Source organism: Streptomyces violaceusniger Tu 4113, assembly GCF_000147815.2.
In the GTDB taxonomy this organism is placed as follows: domain Bacteria; phylum Actinomycetota; class Actinomycetes; order Streptomycetales; family Streptomycetaceae; genus Streptomyces; species Streptomyces violaceusniger_A.
Genome location: NC_015957.1, coordinates 4,503,639 through 4,516,501, shown reverse-complemented (window position 1 = coordinate 4,516,501; position 12,863 = coordinate 4,503,639). Strand labels below are relative to the sequence as shown.

Genomic DNA, 12,863 nt, shown 5'->3' with positions numbered 1-12,863 from the left:
GATCAGCGCTCCTTCACGAAGAACCAGCTCTCGAAGACGTCCCCGCCCGCGCCGGTGCCGGACGTCCAGGGCCCGATGCCCGAGGGCGGGAGGTCGCAGCACTCGTCGCCGTGCGCGGCCGACAAGGTCGCACCCGTGTGGATGACCGGGACGCGTCCGCCGACGTGGGTGCCGTCGACCGGGCGGCAGCAGCGGTCGAGGAGGAACGCGGCGCGGACGGTGATCAGTACGCGGTCGCCGTCCTGCAGCGTCTCGCGGGTGATCTGGCGGTAGCGGAACTCCCGGGTGAACTCGTCGCATTCGTCGGCATCCGGGTCCGGTTCGGTGAAGGCGCCGCCCATGTACCAGGTGGAGGCGTTGCGGCCGCTGCCGCCCTCGATCACCTGGAGTTCCACCACGCCGGGCCGCAGGGTGTCCGACCGTACGTCGGCGGAGAACCGCACCACGAGCCCGCCGTCCTCGTTCTGGGTGCCGAGGAGGTCCTTGGCCTCGTCGATGGTGTAGGTGTGTCCGTGGATCCAGTTGATACCGGTGATCACCGTGGGCAGATGGCGGCCGAACGGGCGGCGTACGTTCATATGGATCTGGTCGCGGCGCACCGGCTCGCACCAGTCGACGCGGTCGATCCTGGCCAGCCACAGCACCGTGTGCTCGCACGCCGAGCAGCAGGTGTCACAGCGCTCGTCCACCGGTGGCTCGCACCCGGTGACCCGCACCGTGTAGCACTCCTCCGTCCAGCCGAACTCGCAGTCGGAGGTGTCCGCACAGGCGTCGTTGTAGACGGCGCGGGTGGGCTCGACGGGCCGCTCGGCGTATTCGATGCCGACCCAGACGGTGTCGGTGTCCCGTTCGTGCGGGGGCAGCGCCTTCCACAGGTCGATCACACACCCGCCGCGCACCACGACCTCGTTGCCCTCGCAGTCCACGGCGAGACCGGGAGTGATCCGCACCTTGGCCCTGCGCCGGGTGCGCTCCGGCTCGGTACCGCCCTCTTCCGCGCTCTCCCCGGGCCGCGTGGACTCCTCGCCATCGTCGTCCGGCGGGCAGTCGTCCTCGTCCCGCGGCACCGGCTCCACGTGCAGGCCGCACACCACGCCGTAGCCGAGCAGACAGCGCATGCGCAGTCTCGACTTCTCACGGTGGTACTCCTGTTCGCGCTGGAAGTCCCGTGCGCCCAGCATCTGGCCGTGGAAGTACCGCAGCCGGCGCAGTGGTGGCGCGTCGAACTCCTCGGTCCTCGGTGTTCCTGGCTCGGTCATCGCCCCGTCCTCTCACGACATTTGTGTCTGAATGCCGACGGCGGAGACGACTCCCACGCCTACCCCTCGGCGCAACCCTCTCGGTCCTGGCCTCAGCACCCCGTCGCGGTTCAGCCGCACGGGATGCGCACCGCCCAGTACGGGCGCCGGGAGCGGGACGAACGCGGTGTCCACGCCGACCGTGGACCGCGAACCGACCACGAACCCCGCGCCGCCGGTGCGTACCGACCCCACCGTGTGCGCGGGCGCCTGCCGCTCCACCAGCCGCCGCAGCGCCGCCACGTCCGCCGATCCGGCGGGCAGGAGCAGCCGGAACCGGTGCGCATGCACGGTGAACGGGTCGCTGTCCGGTGTGCCGAACGCGCGCAGCGGCGCCGCGCCCAGTGCTGTGCCGCCGACCCGGAAGCGGCTCGCCGACCGGCCGAACAGCCGCACGGCGCCGAGCCCTTGGGCCGGTCCGCCTGCTTGCCGCGCCTCGCGCAGCCATGCCCAGCGGCGGTCGGTCGCCAGCTCGTCGACGACCGGAGTCACCCCGAACACGATGCGCACCGCCTCCCGCAGCGCCCACGGTGTGCCCCGGCGCCGGTACAGCTCCGGGGCCGCGGCCAGCAGCGCCCGCCGGGTGCGGGCGTCCCAGCCCGCCTCGAACGACAGGCCCAGCAGACCGGCCAGCCACGGCAGCGCCTGATCCGGGATGCCGGCCGGGTCGAGGAGCGACGGATACCGCTCGATCACCCGGTCGAGCTGGGCGAGCGTGGCGTCGAACAGCGACAGGAAACGCTCGGTGAAGTCGTCGGCAGCGGGGTCCTCGCGGAAGGCGGGCGGCAGCAGATCGGCGCTGGTGACCCGGGGGAAGTCCAGCCGGATCCGGCGGACGACCGGAGTCGAGCCGCCGTCACCCGACAGCCGCAGCCGCAGCCGCAGGAAGCGGCCGGGCGGCTGGTCGACGAGGAAGTCCGTGGCGCCGGGAGCCGACGCCTGCCAGTCGCTCTCCTCGTACCGCCCGTCCTCGCTCACCACGATCTCGACGGCGGCCGCCGTCCCGGCGGGCACCTCGGCGTCCACGCGCACCCGGTGCCAGCGGCACCGCGAGATGCCGCTGTCGATCAGGGTGGTGAGGTACGACCCGCTGGTCACATAGGCGTCGGTGGCGGGCGGCGCGGGGTCCCGGGGCCGGCCCTGCCAGGTGAAGCACACGTTCTCGGGGCCCTCCGGGCCCTTCTCGCTCAGGCAGAACCCGTCCTCGTCCGCCGAGGTGAGCCCGGACGGCGGCAGGGCCGCGGCCAGTTCGTCCACGGTGACGGGGCGGAAGGGGCGGCCATGACCGCCCCGGTGGATCCCGAGCCGTCCGCCGTCGTCGGTGAGCAGCCACACGGTCCGCTCCGGGCCGGTGCGCAGGCCGATGACCTCGCCGGGCGCGCCGGTGCGCAGCACACCGCGGAAGCCGCCGGTCGAGTCGAACCGCCGCAGGTCCGTGCCGCCCTGACAGGCCACCAGGACGTCGTCGCCGGGGCCGAGGGCGGCCCACCGGGGCCGCTCGGCCCGGATCACACCGGCGAGTTGCTCGCCTTCGCGGCGCCACACCAGGACCCGGTCGGACTCCACCACGGCCAGCCGGTGTCCGCGCGCGGCGACGGAGACCGGTTCGCGCGGCGGGCCGGGGTCGCAGTCGGGAGGCCAGACGGGGGTGAAGGCACCGCTGCACCTATCGCGGCGCAGCAGCCGCCGCTCGCCGGGAACGAGCAGGTACCAGCCACACGGCCCGCATCCGGGCGCGAGGCGGGGGCCGGGGAACCACGGCAGTAGCTGGCTCCGGGTGGGTCCTTCCGGGTCGGCGCCCTGGTGGGCGAGCCGGAGACCGGCCGGGTCGTCGAAGCCGACGATGCCGTCCACGCCCGGCTCGCCGCCGGTCGGCTCGTCCCAGCCGACGTAGGCGTCGAGCAGCCGGAAGGTCGCGGGGTGCGGGGTGCACGTCATGGCCGGTCTCCTACCGGGATCAGCAGCGGGCGCTCCGGCCAGATCAGGGTGTGGGGCGGGAGGGTGTGGTCGGTGCAGGGCGGGCGGCGCACTCCGTCGACGGTGAGCGCGAGCCGGGTGACGGCCAGCACCCCGTCGACCGCCAGCAGCCGCCGGACCAGCGCCGTGTGGCGCAACGCGCCGCCGAACGGCCAGCCCGCGCCGTCCTCCCCGCCGCGCAGCGGATCCAGATAGGTGCGCACCGCGTCCCCGGCCCGCGCCAGGACCGCGGCCCGGTCGAGGTCGGGGTCGAGGGAGACCCAGGACTCCACGGCGACGCGGCGGTACGGCGCGGGGGCGGCGACCACCGTGACTCCGGCGGGGGCGGCTTCACGGATGAGGAAGTCGGCGACCGCCCGCAGGGTCGCGGCGGTGGGGACCGGCGGTTCGCCCGCGTCGTCGCCCGGCGGTAGCGGCGGTACGACGAGGACTCCCACCACGCCGGGGATCGGCACCCCGGCGAAGTCGGGGTGCAGGCCGGGCACGCCCCGGGCGCGGGCCACGGAGGCGCCGGGCGCGCGGGTGGCGAGCTGCCCGTAGTCGGCCGGGGCCACGGCGCGGCCGCGGGCGCGCAGTTCACCGGCGCCGCGGCGCATGGCGTCGGCGTCGGGCTCGGCGTCCGTTCCGCCGGAGGCCGGGAAGGGGTTGCCCACGCCGGTGACGAACGGCAGCGCGGTCACCACCCCGTTCACCGCGCCCGCCGGTACGGCGCCCGCGCTGCCGCCGCCCACGCGGTAGCGCACGGCGCGGACGTTGCGGAAGCCGGGCGGGACGGCCGCGCCGCTGACGCCGTCCCCGAAGGTCACCTCGCCGCTCTCGTGGTCCACGGTGAACACCCGGTCGTCGGCGCCGTACCCGGCCAGGCTCTCCACCTCACGCCACCGGGACGAGGTGCCGTTCGTGGTGCCGAACACATCGCCGCCCGTGTCGTCATCCACCTCGATGACCACCGATCCGGCGAGGATGGGCACCTGACTGAGCTTCATGCGTCGCCGTCCGGTCGCGGCGAGGTCCTGGACGGGCTGCAGCGGTTCGTCCCGGATGGTGCGGGCGGCGGTGGCGGCGACCACGTTCAGCCGCAGGCCGGACAGCACCGGGGCCGGTCCGGCGAAGGCGCCGTGGGCGATCCGCAGCCGCAGCCAGCGCAGCCGGGGCCGGGTGCCGGACGGACTGCCCGGCTCCCAGGAGCGCGGGATCCTCAGCTCGACGGTCCCGTCGGCGCCGAGCCCGGCCGTGGAGTCCCGCATCACCTCGGCCGGTACGAGCCGGGCGCCGTCCAGCACGTCCCAGCGCAGCAGCGGTGCGGGCGGCAGCGGCAGGGGCGCCGCGCCGCCGGAGGCCGCGGGAGCGGGGGGAGCGGCGACGACCACGAAGCCCAGCGACAGCCGCGGGTAGGGGGCGGTCGGCCCGGCGAGTCCGATCCACAGCGCGTTGCCGGGCTCCGGGTCGCGGCCGAAGGGCTCGAAGGGGCGGCTGGGCCCGGCCGGCCCCAGCGGCAGGGCCTGCAGCGTTCCGGCCTCCTGGACGGCGAGGTCGGCGAGGGTGGCCGGGGTGGCGTACAGATCCTGATCCGTCTCGTAGACGACCTGCCCCGCCGGGGTCGAGGCGGCGCTCTGGAACCCGGCTGGGACGAGCACGGAGGCGCCGTCCGGCGGGTTGACGGTGAACTCCAGCAGCGCCGCCGCCGCACCGGCCGGGCGCCTGCGCACGCCCGCCGTCGCCAGATGCTCGGCCAGGACCTTCTCCGGCAGCCGGTTGACGCGGCCGAGTACGGGTTCGGCCTGGGTGCCGAAGAGGCGGACGAGGGCGACACCGGCGTCCTGCCGGTCGGGGTCGGTCCAGTCGGGGGTGTAGCCCGCGATCCTGCCGCGGACGTCGGCGCGGACGGCCTCGCGGGTCGCGTCGACCAGTTCGGGCCGGCCGCCGGTCGGTCCGGGGCCGGGCACGATCCGCCCGTCCTCCCTCTCCCGTTCCCGCGCGTCCTTCTCCCACCACACCTCGCCGGTCATGACAGCCCCTCCCCCGGTTGGGCGGCGGGCACGATCCGGGTGTGGACCGTCCGCAGGACGGGAAGCTCCCCCGGGCCGAGCGGCACCTCGTCGCACTCCTCGTCCGGTTCGGCCCCGTCCAGGCCGATCGCCACGGCGGCGATGTCCGCGAGGTCGCCCAGCGACCGCTGCGCGGCCCGCAGCAGGGCCGAGGGCCGCAGCGGCTGTCCGAACGGCCAGCCGTCCTGGCCCTCACCGCCCACCAGCGGGTCGAGGAAGCGGCGCAGCGCGGCGGTGAGCGCGGTGGACACGCGGGTGCGGTCGGCCGGGTCGCCGGACAGGGTGACGCGCAGCGTCACCTCGCGGTAGCGGGGCGCGCGGACGAAGACCTCGGAGGTGAGCAGCCGCGTCTGTTCGAGGCGGGCGGCGGCCGCGCACAGCATGCCGGGGTCGGGGAGCGGCGCGGCGACGAAGTCCTCGCGGGCGAGGTCGTCGCGGGGCGCGGCCGGGACGATGTGGACGGTCACCGCGCCGGGCACCGTGGCGCACGGGAAGCCGGGGTGCTCGCCGACGGCCGGGTGGGCGCGGGCGATGGCGACACCCGGTGTCGTACGGGCCAGGGTGACGTGGTCGTCGGCGGTGACCGCGCGGGTCACCTCCCCCAGGGACGCGGCGGCGCGTTGACGCGCCTCGGTGATCGTCTCCGGGTCCGCGCCGCCTTCGGCCCGTACCAGGTTGGCGGCCGAGACCGCCCCCGGCGGGGCCGGAGGGTCCTCGGCCGGCAGCCAGTTGCCGGTCATTCCGCCGTTGCCGCCCCGGCCGCCGCCGGTGACGTAGTCGATGTGCGCGTCCGGGTCCGGGCGGGGGATGCGCCCGGTGAGTCCGTCGCCGAACACCAGCGCGCCCTCGGCCCGGTCGAGCACGAAGATCCGGTCGGCCGGTGCGCCGAAGGTGAAGTCCGGCACCGGCAGCCACTCCCGGCCCGCCAGCCGCAGGGTCGCCGCCAGGAGGCGGCCTGCGGCGTCCGGCAGGATGAGGTGCTGGCCGGGCAGTCTGAGCCAGGCGTCGATCTGGTCCCGGAGGTCGGCGCCGCTCGCGGTGCGGTACGTGTGGTGGTGTGCGGCGGACACGTTGACGGCGAGCTGGAGGAGCCGGGGCGGGGCTGTGTAGGTGGCGGCCGGGGTGGAGACCAGGAGCCCGGTGTCCTGTGTGGTCCAGCCGGCCGAGGGATGGAGCCGGACGACACCGGACCGTCTGAGCCCGGCCGTGCCGTCCTCGACCCTCGCGAATCCGCCGGAGACCTCCGTGCCCGGCCGGAACCAGGACCAGGTCAGCTCCGCCGGAGGCGGTACGTCGGCGACCGCCCCGGGCAGCCAAGAGGGCGTGGACGCGGCGGGCGCGTCCAGCTCGACGAGCAGGCCGATGGGGCCGGGCGCGGGGTGCGCCCCGGTGAGCGGCAGGGTGAACCGGACCTGTGCCGGGGCGCCGTCGCTCGCCAGCAGCGCGATGCCGCGGCGAGCCCGCAGGTCCGCCGTGCGGTCGCGGTCGGTCCGCACGGTGACCTCACCGCCCTCGGCGAGCGGGAGGACGGCCACGTCGTCGTCGAGGGTGAAGACGATCTGCCCGGTGGGGTCCCGGGTCAGCGCCGTCCCGGCGGGGACCACGGGTACGTCGGTGCCCTCCTGCCGGGCGGCGAGGCGCAGCACGGTGGCGGCGGGGCGGGCGGGGCGCGGCGGTTCGAGGCCGAGCAGCCGCAGTATGGCGACCACGAGCGCGTCCGGCACCTGGTCGAGCCAGTACAGCCGCTGTTCGAGGAGGTAGGCGAAGAGTTCGAGAAGGGTGACGCCGGGGTCCACGGGCGCGTGCAGCGTCCAGGTGCCGTCGGACTCGGCGGGGATCCGGCGGCGGATGGCCGCCATCATGTCGGCCCAGGTGAGATCGTCCAGCTTCGGTGCGGGCAGGGTCATGAGGTGCCCCCGGTGAAGCCGGTGAGTCCGGTGAGTCCGGTGTAGAACGGGAACACCAGGTTGGCCTTGGTGTTGCTGCGCCGGATGCGGTAGACGACCGAGACGGTGATCCGCGACTCGTCGGCCGGGTCGGCCTCCGCGCGGACCTCCTCCAGGTCCACCCGGGGCTCATGGTCACGGACGGCGGCGGCGATCGACTGCTCCAGATCGCGCAGGTTCTGCACACTGCCGGGCGCGAACACCAACTCGTGGGCGCGGGTGCCCAGTTCGGGCCGCATGACCCGCTCGCCGGTGCCGGTGAGCAGCAGTGCCCGCAGACAGTGCTCGATGCTCTCCTCCCCGACGGCGTACCCGAGCCGCCCGGACGCGTCGGGCAGGATCGGGAACCGCCAGCCGGTCCCGAGGAACTCCTCGCTCATGCCGTCCTCGCCTTCTTGGCCAGTACGGCGGGGGTGAGCGGCGGGGTGGGCGGGCCGGTCGGCCCGGCGGCGGAGGGGTGGGCGTGGGTGTTGAACGCCTGGAGCAGCGCGTTGCCGAGCACCAGCGGTTCGGTGGCGCCGCCGCCGAGGTCGATGGAGGGGGAGTCGACCGTCACCTTCGGCGCCTTGAGGGTGATCTCGCCCTGTGCGGTCACGGTGACGCTGCCGCCCTCGGCCGCGGTGATCCGGAGCGCCTTGCCCTGGTCGTCCAGTTCCACCACGTGTCCGGCGGCGGAGGTGATGCGTACGGCGGCCTTGGACTCGGTGTCGTCCAGGAGCACTTCATGGCCGTGCCGGGTCCGGATCATCTTCTGGTCGCGGCCCTCGGTGCGGGCGGTCGGCGGCTTGTCCTCGCCGTTGTAGAGGCCGCCGAGCACGATCGGGTAGCGCATGTCCCCGTGGACGAAGGCGACGAGCACCTCATCGCCCTTCTCGGGGACGAACACCGAGCCGTAGCCGCCGCCCGCGTAGAGCTGACCGACCCGGACCCAGTCGGTGACCGTGGTGTCGTCGAACCAGGGGAACTTCAGCTTGACCTGGCCTTCGTCATCGCCCTCGTTCTCCACCACGAGCGCTTCGACGACGCCGTAGTAGCGCCTGTCGGTGGAGCGGGCGCGTGGCGTGCCCCTCATGGTCACTGGTCCCCCTGATGGATCCGCCGAGCGGTGAACTGGGTGAAGAAACCACTGGTGTTGAGGGTGTGCTCGACCCGCTTGACGAAGTAGGTGCCCGAGAAGCGGCGGCCGAGGCCGTAGATCTCCAGGTTGTCGCCGGGCCGCAGCTCGGGCAGGCCCGCCACCTTGCCGGTCGCGGTGATGAACTCGTACGCCCGCTCGCGCAACAGGCTGATCGCCAGTTCGCGGGCCTCCTGGTCGCTGCCGACGGGCGCGTCGACCACGACCTCCTGGCGGCCCTGCAGAGTGGATTCGGCGGCCTGCGGCCCGCTCTGCCCATCCGCCGTGTTCTGCCCGGCGGGAAGGTTCTCGGCGGTCGCGGTGAACGCGATCGGCTGTTTGGCACGGGGGTCCCAGCCGCGCACGGTGACCTTGCTGACCTGCTGGGAGACGGTCAGGGTCGGGGTGAACTCGATCAGGTTGGGGATCAGCCCAGCGGGCCGGCCGGTGGGGCCGGTGCTCAGCCCCGGCGCGTACGCCAGCCGGTACAGCCGGATCGGGCGGCCATCGCGGCCGTCGGTCGGCTTGATGAAGTACAGCGTGTCCTCGCCGGTCGTGGCGTCGGGGAGGATGTAGCAGTCGAAGTCGAGCCGCTTGGCCCGCTCCAGCAGGAACGTCGCGTCGTCCTGGTTCTTCTGCACCACCCGGTCGTGGGTGGGCCCTTCCCTGGTGACCTCGATGCGCAGGTGGTTGCGCTGGGCGATCTGCTCGGCGATCCGCCAGTCGGGCAGATTGCGGTAGATCTTGGTCTCGTTCTCGGTGGGCTTGCGGTCCTTGAGCCGCAGCAGCCCGTCCACCCCGCTGACCTGGACGGTCGGCGACGCGCCGTCGGTGAACTTCGGGCTGAGCGTGGAGATGGTGCCGGTGGCGACGGTGAGCAGTTTGTCGGCGTAGCCGAGCCGCACCGAGACCCGGCCGCCGAGCCGGAAGCGCGGCGAATCGCTGTGCTTGAACCGCAGATGGGCGTCGTCCCAGTTGTTCAGGGTGAGGTCGAACCCGGACAACTCGTCGATGTCCCGGTTCACCTTGATGTCGATGATGTCGTTCTTGGTGGACGGGTCCATCTCCAGGCCCTCGATGCGCACATCGAACTCGGGCGCGTACCGGTCGGGCGACGCGACCTCGGGTGTGGGGGTGCTCATCGGGCGCTCCTCACGGCAGCCGGGGCACGGTCAGCACACGGCCCGGCCGCAGCTCCCGCGGGTCGCTGATGCCATTGGCGCGGGCCAGCTCCCGCCAGGCGTCGGGCCGCCGGTACAGTGCGGCGGAGATGGAGCTGAGCGTGTCGCCGCGGCGCACCACATAGCTCTTCTCCACCGTGGGCGACGAGCGCGGGGTCTCGGCGACCTGTACGGCGGCCGTACGGAACTCCTTGAGCGAGAGGTCCAGCATGGCCCGCAGCGGCACGCCGTCCGGCCGGAAGAGCTGGTAGTTGACGTCCAGCTTCTCCACGACGCCGGTGAAGACCTCCTCGTCCCAGACGAACCGGACGACCGGCGGGGCGTGTTCGCGGCTGTCGGGCCGCAGCAGGTTGCGCACCGCGTTGACGTAGAGCTTCCGTACGTTCTCCAGCGTGTCGGAGGTGTCCACCAGCGCCTGCACGGTGAGGGTCTCCGTGCCGCCGCGGACGTACTGCAGGGGCGGTGTCTCCAGGCCGGGGATGGTGATCTCGGCGAAGGTGTTGCTCTTGCTGAGCTTGTAGTCGGTGGGGTTGAACCGCAGCGGGATCCGCCGCTGCCGCTCGTCGGCGATCACCGGCCGCACGATCTCCAGCCGGGCCTTGGCGGCGCCCTGTCGGGCGAAGGACACGGGCGTCACGCTCATAGGTGGACCTCCCCGTCGCCGAAGCTGCGTTCGCCCTGGGTGTGTTGGGCGCGCGCGCACTGGTCCTCGTACAACCTCGCCCACGCCTGGATGTGCTTGTTGAACAGGCGGGTGAACACGGCGCCGTCGTCGCCGTCCACCTGGAACCGGACCTCGAGATGGTGAATGGTCACCTTCGGCACCTCGGTCACCTCCCTTGGCTCAGGCGCGGCAAGGCGCTCGCCGCGGCGTCCTGCAGGACCTTCGTCAGCCCCTCGTGCGCGATCTCCAGCGACTCGATGGCGATCGCGTTCTGCTCCGCGTGCAGGTCCGGGCCGGTCCACTTGGCGGCGAGTCCGCCGTGGAAGGCCCACGCCGCGCCGGGCACCCCGTCCGGGCCGAGCACGATCACCGCTCCGTCGCGGCGGGCGCCGAGCGAGTCGGCGAGCCCGGTCCGGTACCAGGACCACAACCCCGGGTCGCGCACCACCCCGCGCTTGAGCGTGATCCGGTTCCATGAGTGGCGCAGGGGCAGTTGGTGGACCGAGTCGTTGCGGCCGCCCTCCGCGTAGCTCGTCACCTCGAGCTGTGCGCCGAGCCCCGTGACCTCCTGGAACGCGCCGGAGGCGGCCAGGGGCAGCAGCAGCGCCTGCGCGGCGGGCAGATACGCGTCGCCGGGGTCGAGGGTGACCAGGAAGCGGTATTTCGGCAGCGGATCCAGGCTCACGCCTCGATCACCTCCAGACCTCGGTCCTGGCCGAGTACGAGACGCAGCCGGATGAACTCCATGGGGACGGCCGGGGCGACCTCGATCTCGCAGACCAGTTGCCCCGGGTCCTGCTCGGGCGGGTTGTTCGTGTCGTCGCACACCACTCGGAACGCCTGCTCGGGCCGGGCGCCGGCGAGGGCCCCGGCCCGGTAGGCCGAGAGGAGCACGGAGGTCAGCGCGCGTACCAACGTCAGCCGCAGCTCGGCCGAGTTGACGTCGAACACCAGCGGGCTCGCCGCCCGCCGGATCGCGCGCACCAGCAGATGCACCAGCCGGCGGTGGGCGACGTAGCGGGTGCCCGGGTCGGCGGACAGGGTGCGCCCGCCCCACACCACCAGCCCCCGCCCGCGGGTGCAGCGGATCAGGTCGAGTCCCGCGTCGAACAGCCGGATCTGCTGCGGCTCGGGGTATTCGGCGGCGAGGTCGACCGCCTCCAGGATCACGGCGCCCGCGGGCGTGTGGTGCGCCCCGCGCTCGCCGTCGAGGCGGGCGATGACGCCCAGGACGTGGCCGGACGCCGGGACGGTGCGCACGTCCTGCCCGTCGGGGGTGCGCAGCGGCGGGTGGTAGACGGCGGCGCAGCCGAGCAGCCCGCTGTCGCCGGTGGCCGCGAGAGCGCCCACCCAGTCGACCGCCTGGTCCACGGAGGACAGCCCGGGCGGCACGTCCAGCACGGCGAGGCGGTCGTGCAACGGCTGTACGCTCCGCAGCAGTTCGAGCACCGCGTCGGTGTGGGCGGCGCCGGACAGGTCCGCGCCCAGGTCCGGCAGCGCCACCAGCGCCGGTTCCGGCAGTTCGGCCTGTACGGCCACGGCGTCCGTGTACGCGTCGCGGGTGGGCGCAGCGTCGGCGCCGCCCGCGAGCGTCAGGTCCCAGGACATCGAGATCGGGCCGGGCCGCCCCGGTGGCGGTGGCGGCCCGTCCGGGACCAGCCGGATGTAGCGGGATGCGATCAGCCGGTCGGCCAGCCCGGCGGGCGGCAGTCCGGGGAAGGTCTCGGGCGGCTCACCGGGCATCATGACCCGTACGCCCACGGTGGGCGGCCCGGCGACGGTGCTGGCCTGGTAACGGATGGCGACGCGCCCGCCGTTGGCCCAGGCGCCCGGGCTGGTGGCGACCACCTGGTAGCGCGTGGTGTCCCAGCCGCTCAGCGGCCCGGCCGTCCACGCTGTCCGGCCCGTGGTGGCCGGCCCGGACACGCGGAGCACCCAGGCGGTGCGGCCGCCGTTCTCGAAGAAGCCGCGCAGTGCGTACGGGGTGGCGAAGGCGCCCTCCGGCGGCCCGAAGGTGCCCACGACGTCGTTCCAGCTCTCCACGCGGACCGGAGTGGCGACCGGGCCGCGGCGGAGCCGGCCCAGGAACGCCGCCACATCGGTGCGCAGCGGCTCCGTGTCGGAGTCGCGTGGCGCGAACGCGAGGGATACGCCGGGGAGCGCTTCGCCTGCCATGTCAGACTTCGATCTCCAGCTTCTCGACCGCCAGGACGAGTGTCTCCATGGCGATCTCGTTCTTGGTGGCGCTGAGCGTCGGGCCGGTGTACTTGGTGGGCCAGCCACGGTCGAAGTTCCAGCGCATCACGTCGTTGCGGTTCTCGTCGCACAGCACGATCGAGCCGTGGGTGCGCTTCACCGTGCCGTTGAGCGCGTCGGCCACCCACTTCCAGAAGGCGGCGTGGCCGGTGATGCCGCGTTTGAAGGTGAGGTTGGTGAACTTCTTCAGTCCCGGGATCTTGCGGACGGTGATGTCCTCGCTCCCGTTGCGGTATTCGATCGGCGGGATCTCCAGCTCCAGCCCGCTCGCCTCGGTGAAGGACCCGCTCACCGCGAGCCCGTCGTCGCTGACGTTGAACACGAAGATCTTGAAGTTATAGGACGCGTACGGATCGTCCCTGGTCACAGGCGGCATGGT

12 protein-coding genes are annotated in these 12,863 nt (G+C 73.6%); all 12 read right to left on the bottom strand.

What is annotated here, in order from left to right; all coding sequences use genetic code 11:
• Positions 1–2: 2 nt before the first annotated feature.
• Genes STRVI_RS18985 through STRVI_RS18930 form a run of 12 tightly spaced genes read right to left on the bottom strand, consistent with a single transcriptional unit; the run spans position 3 to position 12,860 of the window.
• Positions 3–1,259, bottom strand: coding sequence for a hypothetical protein (locus STRVI_RS18985; protein ID WP_014057296.1), 1,257 nt, complete (start codon positions 1,257–1,259; stop codon positions 3–5).
• Between the two features lie 12 nt (positions 1,260–1,271).
• Entirely contained in the window at positions 1,272–3,236 is a 1,965-nt protein-coding gene (locus STRVI_RS18980) for a phage tail protein I (RefSeq protein WP_014057295.1), read from the bottom strand.
• Positions 3,233–5,284, bottom strand: a complete 2,052-nt coding sequence (locus STRVI_RS18975; protein ID WP_014057294.1) for a putative baseplate assembly protein — start codon at positions 5,282–5,284, stop codon at positions 3,233–3,235. Before STRVI_RS18975 ends, STRVI_RS18980 begins: the two co-directional genes overlap by 4 nt.
• A complete protein-coding gene (locus STRVI_RS18970) occupies positions 5,281–7,230 on the bottom strand; it encodes a putative baseplate assembly protein (RefSeq protein WP_014057293.1) in 1,950 nt (649 codons plus the stop codon). Before STRVI_RS18970 ends, STRVI_RS18975 begins: the two co-directional genes overlap by 4 nt.
• Positions 7,227–7,649, bottom strand: coding sequence for a GPW/gp25 family protein (locus STRVI_RS18965; RefSeq protein ID WP_014057292.1), 423 nt, complete (start codon positions 7,647–7,649; stop codon positions 7,227–7,229). The genes STRVI_RS18970 and STRVI_RS18965 overlap by 4 nt, the downstream gene beginning before the upstream one ends.
• Positions 7,646–8,341, bottom strand: coding sequence for a phage baseplate assembly protein V (locus STRVI_RS18960; RefSeq protein WP_014057291.1), 696 nt, complete (start codon positions 8,339–8,341; stop codon positions 7,646–7,648). Before STRVI_RS18960 ends, STRVI_RS18965 begins: the two co-directional genes overlap by 4 nt.
• A gap of 2 nt (positions 8,342–8,343) precedes the next feature.
• Positions 8,344–9,525, bottom strand: a complete 1,182-nt coding sequence (locus tag STRVI_RS18955; protein WP_014057290.1) for a phage late control D family protein — start codon at positions 9,523–9,525, stop codon at positions 8,344–8,346.
• Between the two features lie 10 nt (positions 9,526–9,535).
• Complete coding sequence (locus STRVI_RS18950) at positions 9,536–10,207, bottom strand: CIS tube protein (RefSeq protein WP_014057289.1); 672 nt, start codon at positions 10,205–10,207, stop codon at positions 9,536–9,538.
• Positions 10,204–10,380 (bottom strand): putative phage tail protein, encoded by a 177-nt coding sequence (locus STRVI_RS18945; RefSeq protein ID WP_251982664.1) that lies wholly within the window; start codon positions 10,378–10,380, stop codon positions 10,204–10,206. Before STRVI_RS18945 ends, STRVI_RS18950 begins: the two co-directional genes overlap by 4 nt.
• A 14-nt stretch (positions 10,381–10,394) precedes the next feature.
• Positions 10,395–10,913: a phage tail protein gene (locus tag STRVI_RS18940; protein WP_014057287.1), complete on the bottom strand. Its 519-nt coding sequence runs from the start codon at positions 10,911–10,913 to the stop codon at positions 10,395–10,397.
• Positions 10,910–12,403 (bottom strand): phage tail sheath family protein, encoded by a 1,494-nt coding sequence (locus STRVI_RS18935; protein ID WP_014057286.1) that lies wholly within the window; start codon positions 12,401–12,403, stop codon positions 10,910–10,912. Before STRVI_RS18935 ends, STRVI_RS18940 begins: the two co-directional genes overlap by 4 nt.
• Before the next feature lies 1 nt (position 12,404).
• The gene (locus tag STRVI_RS18930) at positions 12,405–12,860 is read right to left on the bottom strand and encodes a phage tail protein (protein WP_014057285.1); all 456 of its coding nucleotides are present in this window, start codon (positions 12,858–12,860) and stop codon (positions 12,405–12,407) included.
• Positions 12,861–12,863: the final 3 nt, after the last annotated feature.

Excerpts from the sequence above, each read along its gene's own strand:
- STRVI_RS18985 (WP_014057296.1), bottom strand. The coding sequence starts at position 1,259 with ATGACCGAGCCAGGAACACCGAGGACCGAGGAGTTCGACGCGCCACCA.
- STRVI_RS18980 (WP_014057295.1), bottom strand. The coding sequence starts at position 3,236 with ATGACGTGCACCCCGCACCCCGCGACCTTCCGGCTGCTCGACGCCTAC.
- STRVI_RS18975 (WP_014057294.1), bottom strand. The coding sequence starts at position 5,284 with ATGACCGGCGAGGTGTGGTGGGAGAAGGACGCGCGGGAACGGGAGAGG.
- STRVI_RS18970 (WP_014057293.1), bottom strand. The coding sequence starts at position 7,230 with ATGACCCTGCCCGCACCGAAGCTGGACGATCTCACCTGGGCCGACATG.
- STRVI_RS18965 (WP_014057292.1), bottom strand. The coding sequence starts at position 7,649 with ATGAGCGAGGAGTTCCTCGGGACCGGCTGGCGGTTCCCGATCCTGCCC.
- STRVI_RS18960 (WP_014057291.1), bottom strand. The coding sequence starts at position 8,341 with ATGAGGGGCACGCCACGCGCCCGCTCCACCGACAGGCGCTACTACGGC.
- STRVI_RS18955 (WP_014057290.1), bottom strand. The coding sequence starts at position 9,525 with ATGAGCACCCCCACACCCGAGGTCGCGTCGCCCGACCGGTACGCGCCC.
- STRVI_RS18950 (WP_014057289.1), bottom strand. The coding sequence starts at position 10,207 with ATGAGCGTGACGCCCGTGTCCTTCGCCCGACAGGGCGCCGCCAAGGCC.
- STRVI_RS18935 (WP_014057286.1), bottom strand. The coding sequence starts at position 12,403 with ATGGCAGGCGAAGCGCTCCCCGGCGTATCCCTCGCGTTCGCGCCACGC.
- STRVI_RS18930 (WP_014057285.1), bottom strand. The coding sequence starts at position 12,860 with ATGCCGCCTGTGACCAGGGACGATCCGTACGCGTCCTATAACTTCAAG.